The organism is Bacillus sp. SM2101, assembly GCF_018588585.1.
GTDB classification, from domain to species: Bacteria; Bacillota; Bacilli; order Bacillales; family SM2101; genus Nanhaiella; species Nanhaiella sioensis.
In genome coordinates, this window is the sequence record NZ_JAEUFG010000004.1 from 28,283 (window position 1) to 53,171 (window position 24,889).

Here is a 24,889-nt window from a genome sequence, read left to right on the forward strand (position 1 = left end):
ATTACTGTACCTTCACATTTCGGAATACACCAGCAGCCTTTTGCTTTTTAAGTACAACTGAAGCAACCATTTCAACCTCACCAGTTTTAATAGCACCTGGATCATCGAAGTTAGATAAGTAAACTTTTACAAGGTCAGTGTTAGCAAGTGACACGCCATGGAATGCATCAAGTCCGAAACGAACAGCATAAATATCTGTTAGACCTGTAACTTCTGATCCTACTGTTCTAGTTTCAATAGCTACGACTGGATTCATAGATGCTGGTTTTGCACCAAGGTCAATTAATGGAATATTGTCATATCCAACCACACTTTGACCAAATGAATTTTCATTTTTGGTTAAATACCCTGCACGTCTTGCCACTTGTTTAATACGAGTAATTAACTTAGAATTACCTGCTATGACTGAAGGCTTCTCATCTAGTTCAGCTAACCAGTTTTCAAACTCATCTAAAAATACTACATAATTATCATCTAAAGCTTGAGTAGATGATAAATCTATAAAGCTATTTGTGTTGTATTCAGTACTTGATCCTGTTACAGCTACATCTAAGCCATCGAAGGAATTTTCATTTTCAGCAACTGAACCATTGATAACTGTGTCATGGAATAGTGTTGTTGCTGCTTTTACTTTTTGCTCTAGTTGAAATTCTAATTCATCTACAAGTCCTCCTGTGTTGGCTAGAACACGATCAATTTCAAATTTACCTCCAAGAATCTTTAGTTCTGTTGTCTTACGCTCTTTAGTTGCCTCACTTGCATTATACTCATCATTTATTTTACGGAAATTCGCCCCTGCTTCTGTTAGGACACGTTGATAACCGTATGTCAATGTTGCACCCGATGTACCAGGACTAACAGCATCATCGAAGGTTAGATTGTTTAATATATATGAACTCTTACGAAATTCGTCTATAACTCCTATCTGTATATCATCTTGACTGTTAAGTTTGACTTGTTCGAGACTTACTGGCATATATAAATCATCCTTTCAAATTTGTACTAATTATTTTTTAAACTTTAATGCTAATGCTTCTCTTAAATTCTCTGCTTTCTTATCGTTGTTCGGATTGTTGCCTTTGTTTCCAAAGTCCTGTTGTTTCTGCTTACCAAATAAATTCTTTGCTTGTGCTTGCTCGATCCACTGTAATTGTTCTAGTTCACTACCTTTTGGAATCAACTCTTTATATTCTTCTGGAACTGATTCAAGTTTTGTTGCTAGAATAGATTTAAAAGTAGATTCATACTGGCCATACTTTTCTTTAAGTGGATCATGCTCTGATTTTAAAGTTTCGTATAATGATTGAAATTCACCTTGTTTCTTTTTCGCTTCTTCCTCGGCTGTTTGTTGTTTCTGTATAAGTTCATCATACTTTTGCTTCACTGATTTATAATTATCATTGACCTCTTTAAATCGTGAATAAGGAATACTCTCCGTTTTTTTCGTCTCGTCAGACTCGTCCTTATTATTTTTTTTGAGATCATCTTGTTCATTATCATCAGAGAAAAATTGTAAATTCAAAGGCATATAAAATTTAGTTTCTGGCATATATAATCTTCCTTCCCATTTTTACGTCTTTTGTGACGAATAATTTTGTATTAAAAAATCACTTAGCCTTTTTAACCAAGTGATAGTACTCACGATTGAGTTGTTTGACTGACTTACCTATAAAGCTACGTGAGATAACTTTCCCCTCACCTCTTAAACTCTCTATGTATGGCTTAAATGTATGGCGACACTTTGGATGTAATGTTGCGTATCCGTTTGGCAATTCGCTAACAGGTGGATAAACTTTTGATTCTCCTGATATGCTCCAAACAGTATTCTCGTAATGTTTACACCAATCCTTGGCACCGTGTCGACTTATTTGGATTAAATCAAAGTTGTTCTTGCTCTTTGGATTAGCCTCACCATACTCTATTAACCTAGACATCGTACCCTCGTTAGCCAATATCCTACCTTTTGTACCCAGTAACATATCAGCATATCTAGCAATATTCCAACGTCTATTACCTGCATCTACAAACGAATGAACACCCTGTTGTTGCAATTCTTCAGCAAGTTCTTTTTGAACAGTTTTTCTACTCTCACCAGTTATTTTCTGTCTGTCAATAATATCCTTTGAAGTAGCTTGTAACACTTTTTTCATTTCATCAGCCATATAACGAGTATTTCTAGCTAGATCTTGATACATGTCATTCGCTGCTTTCTTAATAGCATTTTGATGAAGAGTAGTCTGAAAACCGACAATTGCTTTGTACCCTGCCTGTTCAACTTCTTCATCCACTAATTCACCTGTAACTTTGTAATACTCAGGAAATACAACTTTACAATACTCATAAGTGTCCCTATCCAATACAAATAAAGCTTCATCTATTTCCTTTAATATTGCTGTAGTATGCCTTGTTGAAAGTCCTAGACTAACCTTATCTTTTAGGGATTGCATTAAGTATTCATATGTTTTCACATAGAGTTGAATTAATTTAATGGTTTCAGTGTCTATTTCTTTATACACTAGTACTTTCCTCGTTCGTTAAACTAAATGGCAAAGCAAAAGATGAGTTATTAATTTCTGCTTGCTCGTCAACAATACGCTGATATTCCTCGTCAATTTCCTTTGAAGTGTAATGTGGATTTAAACGTGCTATTGCAGACTTAATAGATGATAAATGCGAGCCTACTTTTAGTTGTTCAGCTTGTGCCATTTCGTAATGATCTAGTGGGAGATTGATTGTAAGTTCAACGAGTGGAACCTGAGGTGTATATTTCTTTCTTGTTGCGTTTACATCTAATACTTGTGCTAAATATAGAATCTTTTTCAGTGCTGTAGTCCAGTATCGATGTGATCGTTTAACGGTACATTGGGTACGCCAACTTTTCATTAGAATTGCCCGTCCTGAGGATTGCGATGCTCTATCCATCCCATACAATGCAGGAGCCAACGGACTGACATAGTGTAGGGCTTGAAAAATAACTTCCTTGATAAATTGGAAATTCCACTGTGCAGACCAATCCCATGTTTCGTAACCAAAAGGTTTACTTTTACTTGTATCTTCGTCATCGTCTACTTCCACTACTCTATTTTCATTTATGTTAAAGTTCCCCTCATCATCGAACGTTGACGATTTCGCCCATAGAATTGGATCACTGTGCACATTCAAGACATTAGATATTTGAGTGATACGATTATTCAGCTCGTCAAATAGTGGTGTTAATGCTGCATATAGACTGTCACCAAAAAAGTTCCCTCCACTTCTCATAAAAGGTATATAAGTTAATGGTGACGTAGTGAGTACAGTTTCAACTACTTTCTCATTAATTACTGAACCAACTTTTTGATTCTTGTATTTATAGGTGCTAGTTTTCCAAGTGTATAACCCTTCTGCATTCGGCTCTACAGTATCAATGTGAATTACATTATTATTGTAATCAGGGATAGCAACTGTTTCTTTGATGATTTTACGTTGGTCAATGGGATCAAACTCAGGAAAATAATAATCAGGTTGAATAAATGTAATTTTTGATTCACCATTGTCAACATAATTCTTTGCAACAATTCCACCTTTGACTGCTGTAGTAATTGCAGCTTCATACAATTGCATATCTAAATCATTCGCTTCAATGAGATCATCAATGGCATTGTCAGTTGCAGGATTATCTTTAACAAAGGAGTTTAGGGGGGCACTGAAAGCTAAATCGGAATATAAATTCGCAACCTCTCTGGCTAATGCAATTGGAAGATATGGGCTAGTTGATGAATCAAGATTTAATTGTTTTACACCTAGCCACTCATCTTCGTAATTGTTGTACATATCACTATATTCTTTATATCTTGTATGACGCTTTGAATTAAAGTCTACTACGTGCAAATAGCTTCCTCCTTCCTTTGTGGACTTTGAAAGCTTCTGGTTTATTTATTATTCTGCGAGGTGGTTTAATTTTTTCTACAAGTTCAAATCCAAGTTGTAAACTATCTGCTGCATCATCATTTTTACATCCATTTCTAAACTCTTTAATCTGAGCATTATAAGCTAATGAACTTTGATTAAATAGAATCTCACCTCTTGTAATGAAAGGCTCTAAGTTTACTATTCTCTCAAATTTGTTGCTTCTACTAGACTTTGGTTTAACCAAAACATGATACAACTCTTTTTCCTTTAGCATTTTCTTCAAATCATCTGCAACATATTCCTGGAATGCAACAGACTCAAAACCAATAGTAGTTATAGGATATTTTTTACACAAGTCCACTACACGTTTAATTAATTTACTTGGATGAAGTTTCTCTATGATACCCTCAATTACATATTTATAACCGGTAACTTTATGCTTTCCGATGACAGTGATTCCTGAATAATCACCATCTTTTTTACCCATCGAGGGATCTACGGAACAAACAATATCCATTTCCTCAAACTTAGGTAACTCTTCCCAAAATAATAAGTCCTTAAATATAAACTCTTTACTTGAACGAGGTTCATTTTGATCCTCTTTCCAGAATGAAGTTTCTCCCCATTTCTCACGATTCAACATGACATTGTAATAAGCACCCTCGTATCTCACTTCATCACTTGGGAAGCGACCATCCCATAAGACATTCGCACCTTCTAACATGTCAGCTTTATTATTTAGATAAAACTCATAAGCCTCATCTTTTCTATTTTCATTAGTACGGTCACGATAGACTTTTCTCCATTCATCCCATAACTCTTCATTATCAGAAAAGCTAGTTACACATTGATAAAATAATGTATCCCAAGATGGTTCATTCATTACTTTAGCTAATAAGCTATCTTCTGCTAAAAGAGTACCAATATAAAACATGTCAGTCGTGTGAGTACCTAATCGACCTATTTCATCTCTAAATGCACCCTCTAATTTTTTCCTTAATGAATCAGAAGCAATTGTATCCTTATCTTCTAAATCATCTAGGCAAATTAGATCTGGTCTACCAACATCAGGCTTATTCATTCCTCGAATACCAGCTTTCCAACCACTACAAGCAATCCAAACACCGTTAGATGTTTCAATTTCATCTGCATTCCAAGTTCTCTTTTTATCTCGTTGCTTACCAAAATCCTCAGTGATTTCAGCATTTTCTAATGTCCGTTTAACTTTAGCTAAGAAGTTTTGGGCTGTGTCCGCATTTGCTGAAATGAATAAGATAAATTTTTTCTTATCGTACAGTGCTGAATATACAGGAGTAGCAACAGAGGACATTGTAGACTTTCCATGCTCACGAGGGCATATTACACAAACATTTTCTTGTCGATCTGATTCAATGGAATCTTTTAGAGTTGTAAGTATTTCCTTTGCATACTCCCCAAATTCCTTTGTGAATTCTGATGGTATGTAAGCTTTACAGAAATACATTGGATCAATTTCACCTAGCATTCGTCTAAGTCCATTTTCACCAGTTAAGGGATGGTTATTTAATAAATCTTCTATTTCGTCATCATCAAAATGTTTATGAAGATAGTGGTATAGAAGTTTCAATTGTTGATCATTCATTTATTCACCACATTTCTAATTCAAAAGTTTTCAACATATCACGAATTTTTTTGTAACCTAGTAGGCCAAATTTCCGACCCCCTAAACTAAATGGTAGGAGGGGATAGCAAACTCAAATAAGCCTCCTAAATTAGAGAGACTTTTATACATGTTTTTATTCATTTGACTCATTCAACTAAGCTCGTTATTTATACAAAAATGTTGGATAATACTAATCTACATCACTTTATAAATGTTGATATGATAAGGATGTATAAAACTATGCATAAACGATAAATTACACATCTTCAAAAACACTGTCATATCAACAATTACCGAAAGTCTTTGCTTCCTATAGTAAACATTATGTAAACTAAAAATGAATGTAAAATACACAGTTATGCAATTAATTCATACAGGTTAATTAATTATTATGCAATCAAATTACTCCTTATCCTTCTTAGCCTTCAACATTTCAATAAGCTTATTTTTAGACTTGGATTCATCTTTCTTACCGTTGTCATTATCCTCATCTTCTAAACCACCAAGACTAATAATCTTACCAATAGCATTTACTTTAGCATTCTCATTTTGTCCCTTTTCTGCAACTCGTTCTAATAGCTTTATATAATGTTCAGTCTTACTTTTGATGTTCTGTTTTGCTATCTTATGTTTGAGATCAAGAGCCTCCTGTAAGGTTTGGTTAAACAGCTCATTATCACGTTTCCAATCGTAATAGGTTCGCCTACCAACTTCGCACTCTTCACATATTTGTGTGATACTTTTATCACCAGTAACTAATTCCTCAATCACTTTTAGTTGCTTTTCATGTAATGGTTTTCTAGCCAATACAATCACCTCCTATTTAGTGTATAAAATTATTGACACTGTAAAGATTTGTTTGTAGTTTCTAACATTGAAGAATAGTAAGTATCTCTATTAATTTGTAATGCTTTTAAAACTACATCAAACTTATATTGTGAATTTAATTCTTATTATTCGTTGTCTTCTATACTGTCAAGCTATGTAAAAGACGCCATATGGACGTCTCACTTGCAACATAGATCATCTGGACTAACGATGGTTGTTTGGATTGAAATATCAACTCGATAATTATCTATCAAGGGGCCATTGAAAGTTAAACCGTTAATAAATGCTGTTGTACCATTAGCAATATTTACAAACCCAAATGCTTCAATACCAAAAATCACCACTTCACCTATCATTGCACCCTTCTTGACCCAAGAGTTAAAAACCAGTGTTGGACAAAAATTCAATGAACGTATACGTTGGGGGTCAAAATTTTCAATCTCAAAAAAATAATCATCAAATACTGCAAAAATTTGCTGCCCATCAGGGACAATAAAGGTTAAAAATGTGCCTGGTGGAAGAGTTGAACTATTAATATTTTCAATACTCACTTCAGCATTATTGCTCATCAAATTTCCTTCTAGGGCGTCCAAGGCAATGAATCCTGAAGATCCAAATTGTGAATCTAGTGTCATTTTAGTGTACAATTCATAATTGAATTTTTGACCTGGGCACAATACAGGAGGACTCACCAGTACCCACGGTGCTTCATCTCCAAAGATCTCAAACTTAACAGTCCTACAACTGCATTCTGGAGGCAAACGTTTTGCACCCTCAGGACAAGGTTGACATGTATCTTCTATCAACTGTAAGAACATAGCACACTCATTACATTCAGCTACTACCTGATCATTTGGACAACCATCATTTTTACATGGAATGCAAACTGTATCACCTATAGAAAAGTCAGTACAACTACTAACTGTGGATAAACTATTTACACATATCTCAACTATTTCATATAACATTTGGCAAGTTACTTTTGTTTCAGCACATGCAATAGCCTTTTTACCCTTTGCTACTGTTGTGGTAGTGATAGCTACTGGTGTATTAACACCTTGATTAACAATTGCAGTAGTTTCAAAGGCGCCTTTCAAGTCAATAATTGCTGGATTGGGTTCAAATGTAACTATAGAAGGATCACTCTCAAAAAATACCTCTGTACCACTAATTCTGTTTCCGCAAGATTTAGTGACCGTTCCACTAACCGTACCTTCACATATAATTTCATCAGGTACTTCAATAGTAATGTTGAGTTTATTACATGGATTATGGCAGCATTTTGATTGTGATTTACATTTACTTTGTTTAGTTTTCAGTACTTTTTTCTGTTGATGTTGGGATTTATAATGTGCTATTATAATTCACTCCCTTAACCTACAATAAATTCACGCAGTATTGTTTGTACAGGATATGAATCTATTAAATGAATAGTGAGATGTTGTAAATTAAATGTGCTCTTGTACAATAAAGTGGATATTTTTATAGACCAAACCAAACTATTGTTTTAGAAGTCAACTTAACAATAACTCATCAATCTATAATCAACTCACGTCTAACCTCTTCATGAACCCTATCCAACTCCCTCACAGCAACCTCACATTCTTTCTCGAGTTGCTTAACCTTACACTCATCATTCCTATGCATAATCAGGTCGAACTTCAAACTCATCACCTTGTCGTAATAATGATTAATATACTCATTGTAGTACATCACCGTATGCTTATAACCACACTGTACACAAGGATAATACCAATGAAATACAAGCTTTCCCTTATACATTCCAACGAAAGGTTTATGTATCTTAGCTGCTCTAAATTCATATGGGCAAATCTCACATTTAACTGTTTGAATCGGCAATTAAATCCCCATTCTACTCATTAAATAATTCCTCCTAGTTATCGTTTTACTACTTCTCCCCAAACACTTTGTTTACAATATTAAAAAAGCGATCTCTAAGATAGTCACCAAAATACGAATATTTACTACCACTCTCAAACTCGATGCTACCTAAACAACTTTTACATACATGTTTTTGCGCATCATAAGTATGACCTGGATAAACCACAGAAAGCTTAATAGGCGTTAAATATCTATCGTTTTCCACCTCTTCCTTACAACTATCACAGTAATAATGAGTTATATGCATTCGTGAATCCCCTCATATAATATTAATTCAAATAAAAAAAGACCACCTAAATAGTCGTCTAACTTGCTACATCCTCAACGCTACATATATTAGCTGTATTTACCATCACATCATCACTAATGCGTAACCATTTATTAACTATCGCATCAAACTTATTCACTGAATAATCCCTTATATCACCTATATGAGCATCAACAAAATACTCTTTGCCATTGTTCATGATAATTTTGATCATGTTAGTTCCTCCCCATAATAAAAAGCCTATTCCAATGGATAGACTTTGTTGTTATTAATCAATTAGTATTGTATCATTACAAAAAACTGAGCTTATACCTCACAGTCACTGACTGTTATTGTTGGTTCCGATATTTAATCCCTCTCTTTAACGATGAAAAAGAGCATAATCAAATTATTGTGGTGAGTATCTCCCTGCCATAATATGCTTAATTACTTGACTAACCCTATCTATATTTACATTATAACCTTTGTCTTTTAAAATTTTTGTAACTTCCATCGTAGAAAACCCACCATCTTCCTTGTTTAAATCTGTTATTATCGATGCTACTTTTTGATACAATTCTGATTCCTTTTCTACTCGTGTTTTTTCTAATTGCATAAAGTAGCTATTCATGTTTTCATCGGCGTTCTTTGTAATTAATTCATCCTTATCAGCATAAACCTTGTTACCCCTACCATTGATAGCCTTCATTATTTTACTTTCTAATCCATCCATTTTTTTAACCAAATACTTTTCAGCATTAGTTATCTCAATACTGGTACTATTAATGATTGCTTCACTTTGTATAGCTCTAAATATTGGATTATCTGGCTTTTCATCTTCAATTGCTTTAGATACCATTAATTCAAAATTTTCCTTTAATTCAACCGTCCCTTGCATATCATTAGTATAAAAAATCGTCCTTTGTTCACTGATATCAAAAGGAAGTGAAGTACCTCTTTCACATATTTGAACAATTGGCTTTCTAATAGCATGTCGTATTGCTAATTCGTACATTACATTAGGGTTTAAATTTGTTAAATTCGCAACAACTAGTTCAGAATCAATTATATTCTGGATGACTTGATTCGTTATTGAACCTCCTTCACTCATTCTATGAGCTACAGTAACTTCAAATCCTAATTTAGCTAATACAGGTTCTATTGCAGCATCAATCACACCATCAGCATGTCTTCTTATTGGTGAATCATCAGAGCCTAATGGAGTAATAACAAAGCATTTTTGTTTTTGATCAGTCATTTAGTTATCTCCTTTCACCATCTACAATTCGACAAAAGGAGATTTTTTCCTGCAACAAAACCCCACTCATTTAATGAGCCGAAATTTTCCGCCTATAAAATTCAAAGGTAATATGTATAAAAATAAACAAACCATCATATTTATCCACAACTTATTAACAATATCCACAAAATTAAAACACCCCAACTGGGATGTTTTAGTTAATTAGCTATTCCTTCTCAAGAAGGCTAACTCCTGTTTGAGTTATATGAATTTTTTCCCAAAGAATTAACACTGTGTTGTTCTTATATTCACTATGCTTACGACCACCAGTAGTAAAAGGAGAACCATCAAATCGAACCAAATTTAAATCCTTCAATTTTTCAAGATGGTATGTTGCATGTTGCTTTATTTCATTTCCATATCCTTCAAAACCTAGATTAACAGGATTTGGCCTATCTCCCCCCTCATAATCAGCTTTATATAAAGCTAATAACACGTTCTTTTCGATTTGTTCAAGCACCATCGACTCACTCCTTTTTAAGTAATAAACCAAATTAAATATTCAACAAAGGTTTTCATATTTCCTTCTATTTCAATTCATAACTACCAACCATCGCCATCTTCAACTTCTCAACTAACTCCTGTTTCTCATTATCTGACATGCTCTTAAATAGCTTATTAGCCTTTATATCAATGTTAATACCCTTACTATCATTGTCCTGCTGCAACATCAATTCAATGCGTTCTAATCTCTCTAACATGTTTCTAAAATCATCTTCAAATCTATATAAGAAGTTTGCCAATCCTTTATATAAATTATCATTCGCACGTCTTGATTGCTTATATATAGCATCCTCAACATCCATACGACTCATATTTGGATTCATAATAAATCAACCCTTTCAGATATATTTCTCATAAATGAACAGAGAGCGCAATTTTGCGCTTTCCTATCTCTATGCACACTACTTATTCAACTACAACCTTTACCCACTTATACTCTTTAGCATCATTTACAATCTGTTTAAACTTCGAAATATTTTCATCAGACATATTACATTTATAATTTAAAAACTGACTTAATAATGGTGCTGTTACACCCATTTCAGCAGCAATTTTTTTCAATGTTAATTCTTTCTTTTTTATTTCAACTAATAATTGCAAGCGCTCATCCCTTGTCATCATCAACCCTCACTTTCTCGTTATATTTTATTTATCGAAATAATTAAGCATAATAAACTAAAAAAAGTTAGCACAACATTTTAGTCATGCTAATAAAAATTAATTACATATTAGGAGATACAATACGATTCTCGAATTGTAGAAGCATTTTCATACTCCACAAATCATCTAATTGTTTAGCTGATTTATGCAATGTGAAAATCAACACTTGAGTTGTAATAATCATAATGATATGATTTAATTGGATATTTTTATTTTAAAATAGAAAAAATAATAAAGTATGAGGAAGAAATACTCTATTGGGTGTAAGATAGTATCCCTTCCTTCTATATAGCAAACCTTTAAGATGCTGTCATATCAACGGTTCGAGTAGAATTAGTGTGGACTTTTTTGTTGTGTATAAATGCATTTAGAAATGTTTGTCGTTGTGTTGTATAAAGGACATTCATTAACTTTGTTGTCATGTGGCTTTTGTTATTTATTGCTTCTCTCAGCAACGCATACATTGTATTTGGCTTGACGGTTAACTTTTGCATCCGATAATTAAAATACTTAACTTTATTATCGAGTATATTATTCCTTTCATTCTCATCTGTAACTTTTGCATATATCCCCTTTATATCTCTATTCATTACTTCAACGTAATTTAATATTTTTGCTTTTTGCTTCCGATCAGCCTTTATTATGTTCTGTTTAACAACCAAATCAAGTAATCTAACATCTTCTCGTTTCTCTCCGTATTTCAAATCACTCATATCTATTATTAAATAATCCATAGGACAATCATACTTTATCACTCGATCTCTAATTGTTTCGCTTTTACTTACATATTGCCAAAACAAAGGCTTTTCCCTCTTCAACTCAGGAATTTTAGCAACATTTCTTACTTCATTTTCAATATCGGTGTCATAAAACTTTTTAGCTAAGTCGATACAAATACAGCTTAAAACGGTCATCACATCAACCTTTTTCATTAGCTTATTTAATACGTTCTCACTCTCTCCTTTTTTCAACATATCCCAATAAATAGACATACACAATTGACCTATATTCACTACTTGTCCTATTTTCTTTTGACTTGTTGCAAGTTGATTATCAATGATACTCATATTCTCGTTATTCATCTTATACTTTTTCGGCTCACTCTCCACATCATTGATGCAAACTAGATAATTATCTGGACACTGTTTTGCAATTCCTAAAAGGTTAACATCATCAAACAATAAACAGGTATCACTGTCATAATCACAACCAGATAATATGTCCTGGAGTGCAAATTTAATAGCATTCACACAGACCACATTGTCGGTTAAATTAAAGTAGTCTTTTATCTCCTTAACATACTTATTTTTAGCTATAAGTACATTTGATGGACTTGTATTTGGATTCCTAAAGCCTACTAACTCCTTTTCAAACTCATGAAGTGTGGTATATATTTCATTACCTGTTAGACTTAAATTATGTATATCTTCAACATCAAATTGACCAATGGCATGATATAAAAATTCCATCGGATTTCCCAATAGCACACAATAATCACCTTTTAGCCTAACTTTCCCATTCTTTACATGAGTAACATATTTATTAATCTCAGCTTTCCTGAAGTCTCTGAATAGCTTTGTATTAACAATCTGGTCATTCCTATTATATAAATCAACAAACATCAAGTTACTATTAATACTATTAGCACTTTGAGTTATATGCTGAATGAAAAAGTCATCATCAGATTTAAGCTTATGTATATATTCCTTTTCAAATACAGTTAATTTAGTTATGTCTTCCCCTTCCATAGGCAAACAATTTAACATTTGATATGAGGTCTGTTGAAGAATATCTCCGTTGTCATCTACTCCACGTTTTGATTTCTTTTCATGCTTACAAACACCGAACATTGAATCCTCATCACTAACTAGTCGCTTCCAGTAGTTCCACATATCTTGCTTTGAATCTAAAACATCACTAAACTTCAATGCCTTTAATGAAGATGGAGTAAAAATAAACTGTATGTCTTTGGCTAACATTGACTCACCGAACATATTATCAATTTTCCAATTATCATAGTTAACACCTTCTGGACAATAATCACGTAAGAACTTTTGAATATTACAATTGAATGCTGCTGACTTGAACATGTGATTCCGAAGCAATTTCATTGATTGTCCTTCTGCAAAGTATTCACTATCTAACAATGATTCTCCATCAAAAAGACTATTTTTCACTTGCGTATTTTCAGTAATGCTATCCAAAAAGCCATCTTCACCCTTACGAACCACATTACACAATTGATTAAATCTACTTTCTACATCATCAACTATAAGCATGTTATTAGGGTTAATTTTTATAGTATCTTCCAATGAACTACCAACTAGTGATTCATATGCTAACAGACTTGCATAATCAAACTTACTCTCTTTATCAAATGACAAATACATCCTACTCCAATTAATCATTTCATTGTATAAGTCCTCTTTGATAAATAAGCACTGACCAGTTCGACTTTTGCTACTGGATCTCTTATACACTACATATTTATCAGTTGTAACTTCTCCTGTTTTATCATTTACAGTTGTAATGGTAAATCCATTTAAGTATAGATACTCCCTCAGTTTGTCATTTTTGACTTCTTTCCATTTATCCATGTCTATTTCAAATTGTATAACCTTCATATATGTATTTATTTTATTATTATAATTAGCTAACTTAACCCTTTTTTCCTCGGATTGTTCATCCAGATTAGATAATTGGTCATTAATTTTATATACCTTTTCAGATAATATTTTAAGTATTTCTTCACCCGACCGTACTCTTTGATTAAATTTCACATTAATAATATCATCTGAAAATTGCTTATCACTATGCTTAACTATATGTACTGTAAGACCTTCTTTGAGTAGTTTGATTAGTTCTAGGCTGTAAGGGATCATGCCATTATATTCTGATTTAAGTACCTTATCCCTAATCATATGACTATATATATCTGAACCTTCAATACTACGAATATATACATTATTATTTGTCAATAAATATTTCTCCTTTATATATGATTAATTTCTTAATATACCGAGCACAGAAAGCGTTTTTCTTTCTGGGTGAGAAGACTGACCGAAAGGGAAGTCTATATCCTCGCAGTTAAGAGTTACACATGAGTTTGACTATCTTAACAAACCGCGGGGGAAACGCTAGTTAATAATTACTCCATTCCGCATACGCTTCATTCCATAATTTTTAACTTTTTGCGTTCGTTCCCCCCCCCCCCTTCAACGCCTTATATTATTTTTTTACCTATCCTTAAATATCAAATTAATAGACTTATTACTATGTAAAATTTAATATTCTATATAAATTACCACCCTTTTTTGCATAAAGCTCTATATAGGTAACATGCATTTTTGGGTGGTAGAAATTAATAATCACACAATCTCCTAATTCTCCAAGCAGACTTAAAATTCTTCTTTTTACCATCCACATTTCTGCTTGTTTGAAATTGTTCTATTATGTAATCCAACCCAATTTCCCTCAATTTACTGTTTAGAGTATCTATGTGTTTAAGTAACCTATTGTTATTACCATCTCTAACGTTTACTTTCTCGATTAACTCCTTCCTATCTTTTACTTGAAGCATCACATTACCGACCATATCTCCTAAGTACTTTTCTAACTCAACATTTCTATCCTCTTCTTCGATTATTCTATATGTGTATCCAATTTCATTATAAGCACCAAATTTTCTAGCTATATATTTACAATATCCAAACCCACCATATTCCTGAATCAAATCAATCTCACTTGAATCAATCACACACTTCATGTAAATTAAATCATTAATTTTTTTCGTACCCTTATCTTTCTCTTCTACGGTTTCATCATATACTATGTGAGAATAATCTATATCCCGTTGATATTTTCTTATGTACTCTTTGACTCCATTCTTTCTTAAAAAACGTGCCATTTCTAATCTCTTTGTTAATTTAGTTTTTGTACGTGCAAGTTCTTGATTAGTAATTGTTTTTATGTATAAATACAAATGGTCTTCCTCATCTTCCAACCTTTTTCTTCCTATACACTGAATAAGGGTTCCTGTATCTTTCACATCACATACTATATGTAATAGCTCTTTATCTTTTATATTCACTCCAGCATCCATACAAGTTGTGGTAATTAAAATCAATTCATCAAATTTTTCATTTTTAAGTATTGATTCAATCTTTTCACTATCAACATATTTATAGAATTTATCATTGTTTCTACTACAATTAAAAATGCAATGTTCTTTGTATTTACTATACAATCCATATGCTTTTTCTACTGATTGAATAAATAAAATGGCCTTTTTTTTAGTTTCAACTGCTTCACGTATAAATGCATCTAGGGTACTGTCTTTGTTGTAAAAGGTAAGTTCTTCAATAAACTTAAAATTAATCGGTAACTCATAACTTATCGTTTCTAATTCCTTGTAATTAATTATGTATTTTTCCATATAATCACCAGTTGCGCTCATAAAAATTCTAATGTGGTTGTTTTGTGATAATATTGCATTGAGTGACATATCTGTAGTTTTATTAAATCCTGCATCGGACATGAAGTAATGAAATTCGTCACAAATTATGTAGTCATATTCACTGAATTGAAATAACTGATTATGTTTTACCAATGTTTCAATATGTTGATATGTCTTGAGGGAAATTACATCTGTTTTATTATCATTTTCAATTTCAAGTTGAAACTGATCTAGACAATTTTTTCTATGTAAAAGCATGAGGATTTTTTGATCATTCTTTTTAGCTATTGCGTACAGGTTATTTTTTATAAAGTAACTTTTACCTGCGCCAGTCCCAGCTTTTATTGTTATGATTTCTCCTGGTTTCCATTTCTTTATTTCTTCAAGTGTTACAAGTTCGCTAACCCTCAGTTGTTAATCACCTCCTTTATATAATTCAAGCCTGGGTGTTCTTGACTTTTTTACATACTTCACGTTAATACCATAAATCTAACCCAAGAAAACTACATAAACGATAATACTTGGACTTGTTAAGCTCCACTTCGCCATTTAAAAACCTACCCAGTGTTGACGCTGACACACCTATTTCCTTAGCTACATAAGCGTTTGTATAGCCTTGTTGCTTTAATAAATCTTTAAATTGCCAACCTGTCATTAAGTAACACTTTACCTCCTAATCTATTAAAATATAGAAATATAACATGCCTTGTAATATGCACAAAGCATGTATTGTTATGTATAGAGCTCTCTTAAAAACTTATTATGTAATTATTTCTTATTAATATTTTGGCTGAGAAGTCTGATCCATGCTGAAGTATATGTATTATGAAGATCTTTTCTTTGGTGAGGTTGTGTATCATTCGCAAGGACTAAATTCCCTTGCTTGTAGTAGTCTACGTATTGTTTTTGATGTTTATGAGATTGTAAGTTTACTATCTGCATAGTGTTTCTCCTTATGAAACTATGTTATGGACTTCTATTAAGCTATTAAACTATTTAATTACTTGTTGCCATTAAGCCAATTAAGTAAAACATTTTTGGAAATTTTCCATCTGCGACCAACTTTTACTGCATATAGTTCTCCTGATGCAACCAGATTGTATGCTGAATTACGACTAATACCAAGATATTTCTGAATATCTTCTACATCTAGTACATCCTTTTCATGAATATCTGCACTCATTTAATCCCCTCCCTTCTATGTGTTAATCAAATAATATCATGAACTATAATCAAATTCAATATAGTGTTGTATATTTTTTGAATTTAATTTTATATATTATATATTTAATATAGAAGATATTTGAAATATAGGTTACTATATGTTAATATTCACGCAGAGAGGTGAATTAATCATGCAAAGATATGTACTTGATTTTGACGGAAATATAGGCGATTTCATAAAAATAATGAGAAAAAGTAAAAAAATAAACTCTATTGAATTGTCTAAAAAAGTTGGTAAAAGTGATGCATACATAAGTCATATTGAAAATGGTCGAAATAAAAACCCTGATTATAGCACACTATATAATATATTCAAGATTATAGGCACTGAAGAGAAGAAAATTGAGGACTACTTAGAACATTTTGGTATTCTTTCTCCTGAAAGATTAGCTCATGAAGAAGCAATGATGATAGCACGAATGAATCCAACTGAAGAGGATTTAAAGCACATGGAAAAAGAAGTTGAGTATCATAATCAGCTTCAAGAAGAGTATGGAATTCAGATGGAGACAGCAGGAACAAATGATGACTCATCTTCATCAGACAGTAGTGACCTTGTATATGATGTTATCGATAAAAATTTGAAAACCATCAATGATGTATTGAGAAATATGCAAGAAGATGATATAAGCAATGCCTTTGAACTCATAGACGGTTTAAGCAAAACATTCAATGAAATGAGAACAAAATTACCTTTATATAGATTTATGATTAAATTTTTTTCAGAAAATATATCTTCATTAGACAACAAGGGGCTTACAAGAGTTTTAAATATATTATATGAAGAAGAAAATAGAGTTCATAATGAAAATATGGCATTTGGAAAGCCACGACGAAAAAAGGTAATAAATGAATTATAAATAGGAAGGAGTATGTGCATGGCTGGCTCTGTCCATAAAGATCCGCAATCAAAAAAATGGTACTATATGCTATCTATTTATGATGAAAACGGTAAGAGGAGACAAAAAAAGAAAAGAGGATTTAAGACTAAAGGGGAAGCTAAAGCTGCTTTAATCGCTGCTGAAAATGAAGTGAATAAGGGTACTTATGTAGAGCCATCAAATGAAATATTTATTAACTATATTAATGATTGGTTTGAAATCAAACAGAAAAGCATACCGAGAAGTGCCGAAACCACAAGAAGATATATTGATACTTACATCATCCCAATGTTTGATGACAAAGTGACACTTGGTAATTTGAAACTAGTTCATATAGATAATTTTATTAATAAAATGCACAATCATCCACGAGGTGAGAAAATAGGATATGCTCCTAGTACTATTAAAAGAGCAGTTGATGTAATTAAAGCCTCTTTAGAATACGCTGTTGACAGTGGTTTAGTTACAAAGAATATAGCCAGGAAAGCAACATTGCCAAAAAGTAAAGGAAATGAAATGAAGGTCTGGGATGAGGATGAGATTGAGAAATTTCTATGTGTAGCCGAAGGTGATAGATTATACATGTTATATTACCTTGCCCTAATGACAGGAATGCGACAAGGGGAACTGTTAGGATTAAGGTGGAAAGATATAGATTTTAAAAAGTACACTGTCACTGTCAATCAAGTATTATCACACAGTGGAAAAGAATTTTACTCTGGAGCTAAAACAGAGGCAGGAAATAGAACCATTGACATACATGATAGGACTATCCAAAAGCTATTAGATCTTAAAAAGCAAATTGACTCCGAGAAAGAATCACATGGACAAGCCTATATAGATAATGACTTAGTTATTTGTACAACAATAGGAACACAATATAACCCATCAAATATATTAAATAGATCATTTAAGCCACTTATTGAAGAAGCTAAAGTCACACCTATTCGCTTCCACGATCTTCGGCATACACACGCTACTATTTTGTTAAAACTTGGAGAAAATCCTAAGGTAATTCAAGAACGATTGGGTCACGCTAATATAAAAATTACTCTAGAAACTTACTCACATGTACTTCCTTCAATGCAAAAACAAGTTGTCACAAAATTAGATTCATTAAACTTTTAATGTCTGCATATAATGGTATACTGGGAACAAAAACGGGAACAAAATATTTATAATTATTTAAAATTCAATGGGATTAGATAGCATAAAAACACTGATTTAAAGGGGTTTATTATTACTAAAGAAGATTATCTAATCCTGTTGAGCTACACTGGCAGTGTAGAGGTCAGCGGTTCGAGCCCGCTATGCTCCATTATACGATAAGCCAAACTTAACGGAAAGCCTGTCATCGCTTGTATGACGGGCTTTTTACGTACATTGACTCAACGGTGACTTAAGTGATGACTTACCATTGGTTTGGGGTAGAAAACAGCTTTTGTTAATTCCTTAACAACCTTTTTGTGTATGTGGGTAACGAGGGCGAAAACACTATAAATGTAATTGATACGAAAACTCATTCGGTAATCTCAACCGTTTCTGTCGGGAGTAATCCAGTTGCTATCGCGTTCACACGGGATTAATATTATCTAACCTATTAAAAATCACTTTGACCTTATGCTCGCATACATTGGTAAGAACGAATTAAGGAGGTCGGTACGATATGGTACTGGCTTACGTGGTTAGTTTCTCTTTTTTAGCGCCTGTTACTGTAATTGACACTAAAACCCATTCGATTATCGCAAATATACCTGTACAACAAAATGGGATTGATAAAATCGCCATAACACCGGATGGAAAACTTGCTTATGTAACAAGTAGTATTACAACTTTCCAAAGCAACGTTACAGTGATAGACACGAAAACGCATTCTGTAATTGCATCCGTTCTTGCCGGCATTCAGCAGAGTGATATAGCGATTACGCCGGATGGAAAACTTGTATATATCACGAACTCAACATCAGGAACTGTGTCCGTAATTGACACGAAGACCCACAGTGTAATAGCAACTATAACTGTAGGTGTTTTTCCAAGTAATGTTAAGATAACCCCGGATGGAAAACTCGCATATGTCACACACAACACAAATCCGGGCAGTATATCAGTTCTCGATGTTAAGACCCACAGTGTAATAGCAACTATAGATTTAGGAGTTAACACATTGGAAAACGATATTACGTTAACACCAGATGGAAAACTCGCTTATGCTACAAATAACAGCGTTCCAGGGACTGTAACTGCCATAGATATCAAAACTCATTCAGTTATTGCTTCTATAAACGTGGGAAACGGACCATTTAGTGCTGCTATTACTCCTGATGGAAAATCACTTTATGTTTCGAATATATTTTCAAATAACGTGTCTGTTATTGATACGAAGACACATTCGTTGATTGCTACAGTAAGTGTAGACGGATTTCCTCGAAACATTACGATATCACCTGATGGAAAAATTGCTTATGTAATAACACAAAGTAATGGTACAGGGGTAATTGATCTAAAGACGAACTCTCTTATAGCAACAATCCAAACAGGAAGCGATCAGCAATTTGTAGCATTCACTCCGAATGGAAAATTCGCTTATATCGGCGGGGATAACACTGTCTCGGTTATTGATGTGAAAACACATACAGTTGTAGCGTCTGTAATTGTTAATCCTCCAGCGACGGAAATAAGATCTATAGCGTTTACCCCGAACTAATATAACGCAATTTTATTAGCTCAATAAGCTCGCTCATCAATCAGCGAGCTTTTTGGCGTGCACTAAAACGGAAGGGAGGACGATTTATTGGCGTGGGAAAAAGACGGTTAGTATTGAATTCATCCCCATATACGTCCACTTCAATGCCAACTAACTCGCCAACCACTACGTCAATAAAAATAGTGCATACGATTAACCTTCCGTTTTAAGGCGAAAGTGTTCGAGGTACCGCGCGTCGGGTGCGTCGTGTAGACTTATTTACAAGTTTCTGTCATACCAAGGAAGTTAACTGAACCTGTACATCCAGATCCTCCTTGCGCTATACAGATCACTTCTACTCTTGTTACATTTTGAAATGAAAAGACTTTAATTGGATCATTATCGTTTAAAGTTATAGGCTGAACAATACCGTTCGAGGTAAAATTTATTACAACTTCATCTACAGGATTCTGAATAGTTAATTGGGCATTACCATGGAACCCTACTACTCTACCGTTGTATATCTCTTGAGTGGCGTTTGTGTCTAACTCATTAAAAGGTATACTAAAGTTATCAACTATTAACTGACACAGACAATCACACATTTTTCCTTCCTTGATTGTACTCCCGCAACACGTTGTTACCTTCTTATATTGACTCATTGTTATTCCTCCATAATCACAGTTTAATATGGTATTTTATGCCGATATTTATAACCATGATTGGACGTACGACTTCAACCGACATCAAGTCCGCCCTATAAGCGTAAAAACTTACTTAAGTTATTGAGTTGTAAAAAACAGTACCAATGTCAATCTAAATGACACTTTTATCTTTTGCTCTATAAATTTACAATTAATCGTAGACTTTCATTATGAATCTGAGATTTAGCGAGCGAATGATTAAGAATGGGGTAAAAACGTAATTGAACACGGGAAGAAGGTCACAAGTGTGGTTTACGGAAAGAATTTAAGTAAAAATTTTGCTACTGTTAGTTATTAATACAAACAAAGGCAAGTCTTAGAACATACATAATATGTAGCGAAGGAAAACTTCGCCTTGCTGAACTAGTAATTTACCCCGTTTAATTATGAACGGGGCTTTTTTAATACTCACGATTAATATTTGAGCATATATTGAAACATACGAATTAGTAAAGGAGGTCGGTCGCTCGGTGGTACTGGCTTATGTAACAAATATAGACGGTGGTAGTATCTCGGTTATTGATACGAAAACTCATAGCGTGATTGCTACAATGTCAGTCGGTATGAATCCTCAAGATGTTGCATTCACACCGGACGGTAAAATCGCTTATGTCACCAATAGTGGTGGTGTGACTGTTTCCGTTATTGATACGAAAACTCATAGCGTTATCTCTTCTGTTCAAGTAGGTGCGAGGCCAGCTTTCGTTGAATTTACACCTGATGGTAAATTTGCTTATGTGACGGGACGTGGAGATACTGTAGTTTCGGTAATTGATGTAAAAACACATAGTGTGGTTGCTACTGTGGAGGTTGGTGATGGCCCATTTTTTATTTCGTTTACTCCTGATGGAAAACTCGCCTATGTGACAAATCCGAGTACTGTATGCGTTATTGACGTGAAAACTCATTCCGTTATAGCAACTATAAATGTTGAAGGAACCCCGCAAGATACAAAACTTTCTCCCAATGGTAAACTCGCTTATGTAACTGGCTCTAATGGAAATGACCCTTCTACAGTTTCAGTTATCGATGTAAAGACGCATTCTGTTATTGCTTCTATTTCAGTTGGAATCATGTCGTTTAGAGTAGCATTTACACCAGATGGAAAGCTTGCTTATGTCACTAATATATTTGATAACACTGTGTCAGTCATCGATGTTAAAACGCATAGCGTAATTGCAACGCTTCAGACAGGAGGCTTTGTATTTGATGTCTCTGTAACACCCGATGGAAAATTTGCTTATTTATCAGTAATAAGTAATAACGTTACTAATGCTATCTGTGTTATTGATACGAAAACACACATAATTATTTCTAACATAGATACAGACGTTTTATCCGGTACTGGTCTTTTTATCAATTTCACTCCGGATGGAAAATTAGCATATCTCCCGAATAATAATAACCCGGGCACTGTAACAGCCATTGACGTTAAAACGCACTCTATCATCGCCTCCATTCCAGTTGGCTCTGTTCCATTTATTTTAGCATTCACACCGAATTAACCCCGCTCATTATGTACGGCTTTTTCAATACTCACAAGTGAAAGAAAAATAGTGTATTAGAAGGTTAGTATTCAAATAACTCGTCATACACGTCCACCTCAAGGATGTCCAACCGTTGTTTAAATGCATGAGGGCACAACACACCTTTAACTCCCCTATCCGTAATTGCATCAAACGAACGGTCTTGTAACGAATGACAGTTACCAATGGGAAAAGGTCGCTCGTTTCAAACCGACTAGACAGATCACAATAGGAAAATAATATAGAGTCAAAAATCACTTCGACCTTACATTGCATATATTGGTAGAAACAAATTTAAGGGGGGCAGTACGATTAATGGTATTGGCTTATGTAGTAAACAATGATGACAATGGAAACTCAGGTTCTGTGTCTGTTATTGATACAAGGACACACTCCGTCATTGTAACAGTACCAACAACAGTGGGGGCTCCGTCTACTGTTGGTAATAATAACATTGCGATTACACCGAACGGTAAATATGCTTATGTAACAGAATTTAATCAAGGCAATGTAATTGTTATTGATACAAAAACTCATTCTATAATCGCAAACGTAGATATAGGAGCAGGGCCGTTAAAAGTCGCATTTTCTCCAAATGGAAAAATTGCTTACGCTGTAAATGGAGGTATAACCAATGATGTTTCTGTCATCAATACAAAGACGCATTCCGTCATTGCTACTGTTGACGTAGGTAGAGACCCGCAGGATGTCGCTTTTACACCTGATGGCAAGTTAGCCTATGTTGCAAATAATGGCGCTGCAACTGTATCCGTCATTGACGTAAAAACGCATTCAGTTATCGCAACTGTTCCTGTCGGTATTAATCCAGTTGCTATCGCATTCACGCCGGATTAAAATAAATTAACCTTATTAATTTTGAACCCACTCCGTTATTGCTACTATTCAAACTGAGGGACGTGTTACAGCTATCTCATTCAACCCAATTTGACATATAACAATAAAAATCTCATAAACGGAATAAAAAAATCGATTGCATTCTCAGAAAATAGCGCCCCACTCAATACGAACGGGGCTTTTTCCGGAGGGAGTCCGAAAAGGCTCTTACCAACCAGTAAATCAGTATATCCTGTCTATCTAACTCTTATTCACAGCCCGATACAAAACGACCAAGTACACGCCTCACACTACCGTTTGCCTTTTGAAATTCCTAATCCTACTCCCAGTCCAGGCTAACTCTTGATCTATATTCATGTATGAGCATTGCACATTTGAAAGGAGGTAAGTATGATGGTTTTGGCTTATGTAGTAAACAACGATAACCTTAGAAACTCAGGTTTTGTGTCTGTTATTGATATTAAAAAGCACTCCACAATCGCCACAATCCCTTTAAGTAATATTCCAACTAATATTAACATCACTCCGAACGGAAAGCTTGCTTATGTATTAATTACAGATATAACTAATGAAGTTAGTTTAGTATCCGTCATTGACATTAAAACACATTCCATAATTGCTACTATCCAAATTGGTAGTACTGCTGGTTTCTTCTCCCAAAACGTTATTATATCTTTCACACCTGATGGAAAGCTCGCCTATGCGACTATTAGTGGGACAAATATCGTTTCAGCTATAGACACCAAAACACACTCAGTTATTGCAACTGTGCCCGTAAATATACGTCCAGAAGCTTTTGCCTTTACACCTAATGGGAAGTTAGCTTATGTAGTGAATAATGCTAATATAGGTAGTGTATCGGTCATCGACACGAAGACACATTCAGTGATTGCGAATGTAGCCGTTGGAGCTAGACCGATTGGTGCAGCAATAACACCTGACGGAAAGCTCGTTTATGTTATAAACTTTTCATCTAACAACGTATCTGTTATTGATGCGAAAACGCAAACTCATATAACTACGGTACGCGTCGGAATAGAACCTGCCAGTTTAGCTATTACACCAGATGGAAAACTAACCTATGTTGTAAATTCAAATTCAAATGATATAGGTTCTGTTTCAGTAATTGACGTAAAGACTCAATCCGTTATCCGTACTATTCCTGTAGGAAATAATGATAACCGACCAAATATTATTGCTATATCGCCAAATGGAAATTTTGCATATGTTGGTACTTTCAGTGGCACAACAGTCACTGTCATAGATTCACAATCTCATTTAGTTATAGCGACAATCCAATTAGACAGCAGTCAACGTTTTGTGGAATTTACTCCTGATGGGAATTTAGCATACGTTGGGTGTGATTCGCAAAATACTGTCGCGGTTATAGATACAAAATCTCATTCAATCATTGCAAACGTTCTTGTTGGAGGTACTCCAGAAGCTATTGCTTTTACATCAAACTAACCTCTTCGTAATAAGGTGAATTTTTGGCTAAGGACACCAACTCACTAGCGGATTATTCACACCACCATTATCGAGTACAAAATCGTCAACACATAGCATGTCATACACAAACATTCAAA

The 24,889-nt window shown here is 33.9% G+C and carries 26 protein-coding genes; 7 read left to right on the forward strand and 19 right to left on the reverse strand.

The features are described 5' to 3' along the window. Position 1: 1 nt before the first annotated feature. The 18 genes from JM172_RS04870 to JM172_RS04955 form a co-directional block, all read right to left on the reverse strand. Positions 2 to 976: a major capsid protein gene (locus JM172_RS04870; protein WP_214480973.1), complete on the reverse strand. Its 975-nt coding sequence runs from the start codon at positions 974 to 976 to the stop codon at positions 2 to 4. A 30-nt stretch (positions 977 to 1,006) separates the two neighbouring features. After that, positions 1,007 to 1,549: a hypothetical protein gene (locus JM172_RS04875; RefSeq protein WP_214480974.1), complete on the reverse strand. Its 543-nt coding sequence runs from the start codon at positions 1,547 to 1,549 to the stop codon at positions 1,007 to 1,009. A 58-nt stretch (positions 1,550 to 1,607) separates the two neighbouring features. Further along, positions 1,608 to 2,516, reverse strand: coding sequence for a phage minor capsid protein (locus tag JM172_RS04880; RefSeq protein ID WP_214480975.1), 909 nt, complete (start codon positions 2,514 to 2,516; stop codon positions 1,608 to 1,610). Beyond that, positions 2,509 to 3,870, reverse strand: coding sequence for a phage portal protein (locus JM172_RS04885; RefSeq protein ID WP_214480976.1), 1,362 nt, complete (start codon positions 3,868 to 3,870; stop codon positions 2,509 to 2,511). The genes JM172_RS04880 and JM172_RS04885 overlap by 8 nt, the downstream gene beginning before the upstream one ends. Next, positions 3,851 to 5,512 (reverse strand): phage terminase large subunit, encoded by a 1,662-nt coding sequence (gene terL, locus JM172_RS04890; protein WP_214480977.1) that lies wholly within the window; start codon positions 5,510 to 5,512, stop codon positions 3,851 to 3,853. The genes JM172_RS04885 and terL overlap by 20 nt, the downstream gene beginning before the upstream one ends. 423 nt (positions 5,513 to 5,935) lie before the next feature. Beyond that, positions 5,936 to 6,340 carry a phBC6A51 family helix-turn-helix protein gene (locus JM172_RS04895; protein ID WP_214480978.1) on the reverse strand — a complete coding sequence of 135 codons (405 nt, stop codon included), beginning with the start codon at positions 6,338 to 6,340 and terminating at the stop codon, positions 5,936 to 5,938. 200 nt (positions 6,341 to 6,540) lie between these two features. Further along, complete coding sequence (locus JM172_RS04900) at positions 6,541 to 7,458, reverse strand: hypothetical protein (RefSeq protein ID WP_214480979.1); 918 nt, start codon at positions 7,456 to 7,458, stop codon at positions 6,541 to 6,543. Positions 7,459 to 8,270: 812 nt separating this feature from the next. Next, positions 8,271 to 8,510 (reverse strand): hypothetical protein, encoded by a 240-nt coding sequence (locus tag JM172_RS04905; protein ID WP_214480980.1) that lies wholly within the window; start codon positions 8,508 to 8,510, stop codon positions 8,271 to 8,273. A gap of 58 nt (positions 8,511 to 8,568) precedes the next feature. Continuing rightward, a complete protein-coding gene (locus JM172_RS04910) occupies positions 8,569 to 8,745 on the reverse strand; it encodes a hypothetical protein (protein ID WP_214480981.1) in 177 nt (58 codons plus the stop codon). A gap of 174 nt (positions 8,746 to 8,919) precedes the next feature. Continuing rightward, entirely contained in the window at positions 8,920 to 9,768 is an 849-nt protein-coding gene (locus JM172_RS04915) for a hypothetical protein (protein ID WP_214480982.1), read from the reverse strand. Positions 9,769 to 9,976: 208 nt separating this feature from the next. After that, positions 9,977 to 10,273, reverse strand: coding sequence for a hypothetical protein (locus JM172_RS04920; RefSeq protein WP_214480983.1), 297 nt, complete (start codon positions 10,271 to 10,273; stop codon positions 9,977 to 9,979). A gap of 64 nt (positions 10,274 to 10,337) precedes the next feature. Beyond that, positions 10,338 to 10,637 (reverse strand): hypothetical protein, encoded by a 300-nt coding sequence (locus JM172_RS04925; RefSeq protein WP_214480984.1) that lies wholly within the window; start codon positions 10,635 to 10,637, stop codon positions 10,338 to 10,340. 82 nt (positions 10,638 to 10,719) lie between these two features. Beyond that, complete coding sequence (locus tag JM172_RS04930; RefSeq protein ID WP_214480985.1) at positions 10,720 to 10,932, reverse strand: helix-turn-helix domain-containing protein; 213 nt, start codon at positions 10,930 to 10,932, stop codon at positions 10,720 to 10,722. 341 nt (positions 10,933 to 11,273) lie between these two features. Next, positions 11,274 to 13,952 carry a hypothetical protein gene (locus tag JM172_RS04935; protein ID WP_214480986.1) on the reverse strand — a complete coding sequence of 893 codons (2,679 nt, stop codon included), beginning with the start codon at positions 13,950 to 13,952 and terminating at the stop codon, positions 11,274 to 11,276. Between the two features lie 383 nt (positions 13,953 to 14,335). Next, positions 14,336 to 15,841: a DEAD/DEAH box helicase gene (locus JM172_RS04940; protein ID WP_352222983.1), complete on the reverse strand. Its 1,506-nt coding sequence runs from the start codon at positions 15,839 to 15,841 to the stop codon at positions 14,336 to 14,338. A 64-nt stretch (positions 15,842 to 15,905) separates the two neighbouring features. After that, positions 15,906 to 16,085, reverse strand: coding sequence for a helix-turn-helix domain-containing protein (locus tag JM172_RS04945; protein WP_214480988.1), 180 nt, complete (start codon positions 16,083 to 16,085; stop codon positions 15,906 to 15,908). Positions 16,086 to 16,198: 113 nt separating this feature from the next. Then, a complete protein-coding gene (locus JM172_RS04950; RefSeq protein WP_214480989.1) occupies positions 16,199 to 16,372 on the reverse strand; it encodes a hypothetical protein in 174 nt (57 codons plus the stop codon). Positions 16,373 to 16,430: 58 nt separating this feature from the next. Then, positions 16,431 to 16,613, reverse strand: a complete 183-nt coding sequence (locus tag JM172_RS04955; protein WP_214480990.1) for a helix-turn-helix domain-containing protein — start codon at positions 16,611 to 16,613, stop codon at positions 16,431 to 16,433. Between the two features lie 172 nt (positions 16,614 to 16,785). On the opposite strand from JM172_RS04955, the gene JM172_RS04960 reads away from it, so the two are divergent. The 4 genes from JM172_RS04960 to JM172_RS04975 all read left to right on the forward strand — a co-directional run bounded on the left by JM172_RS04960 (position 16,786) and on the right by JM172_RS04975 (position 20,239). Next, a complete protein-coding gene (locus JM172_RS04960; protein WP_214480991.1) occupies positions 16,786 to 17,514 on the forward strand; it encodes a helix-turn-helix domain-containing protein in 729 nt (242 codons plus the stop codon). Positions 17,515 to 17,532: 18 nt separating this feature from the next. After that, positions 17,533 to 18,663: a site-specific integrase gene (locus JM172_RS04965; RefSeq protein WP_214480992.1), complete on the forward strand. Its 1,131-nt coding sequence runs from the start codon at positions 17,533 to 17,535 to the stop codon at positions 18,661 to 18,663. A 344-nt stretch (positions 18,664 to 19,007) separates the two neighbouring features. After that, positions 19,008 to 19,121 (forward strand): hypothetical protein, encoded by a 114-nt coding sequence (locus JM172_RS25085; RefSeq protein ID WP_352222985.1) that lies wholly within the window; start codon positions 19,008 to 19,010, stop codon positions 19,119 to 19,121. A gap of 80 nt (positions 19,122 to 19,201) precedes the next feature. Continuing rightward, on the forward strand, positions 19,202 to 20,239 hold the full coding sequence (locus JM172_RS04975) for a cytochrome D1 domain-containing protein (RefSeq protein WP_214480994.1): 1,038 nt from the start codon (positions 19,202 to 19,204) through the stop codon (positions 20,237 to 20,239). 254 nt (positions 20,240 to 20,493) lie between these two features. Here JM172_RS04975 and JM172_RS04980 read toward each other — a convergent pair whose 3' ends face one another. Further along, complete coding sequence (locus tag JM172_RS04980) at positions 20,494 to 20,880, reverse strand: hypothetical protein (RefSeq protein ID WP_214480995.1); 387 nt, start codon at positions 20,878 to 20,880, stop codon at positions 20,494 to 20,496. A 512-nt stretch (positions 20,881 to 21,392) separates the two neighbouring features. On the opposite strand from JM172_RS04980, the gene JM172_RS04985 reads away from it, so the two are divergent. From JM172_RS04985 to JM172_RS04995, 3 genes are all read left to right on the forward strand, one after another. Then, positions 21,393 to 22,427 (forward strand): cytochrome D1 domain-containing protein, encoded by a 1,035-nt coding sequence (locus JM172_RS04985; RefSeq protein WP_214480996.1) that lies wholly within the window; start codon positions 21,393 to 21,395, stop codon positions 22,425 to 22,427. 336 nt (positions 22,428 to 22,763) lie between these two features. Further along, positions 22,764 to 23,303, forward strand: coding sequence for a YncE family protein (locus tag JM172_RS04990; RefSeq protein ID WP_214480997.1), 540 nt, complete (start codon positions 22,764 to 22,766; stop codon positions 23,301 to 23,303). 393 nt (positions 23,304 to 23,696) lie between these two features. Then, the gene (locus JM172_RS04995; protein ID WP_214480998.1) at positions 23,697 to 24,770 is read left to right on the forward strand and encodes a cytochrome D1 domain-containing protein; all 1,074 of its coding nucleotides are present in this window, start codon (positions 23,697 to 23,699) and stop codon (positions 24,768 to 24,770) included. Positions 24,771 to 24,889 lie beyond the last annotated feature (119 nt).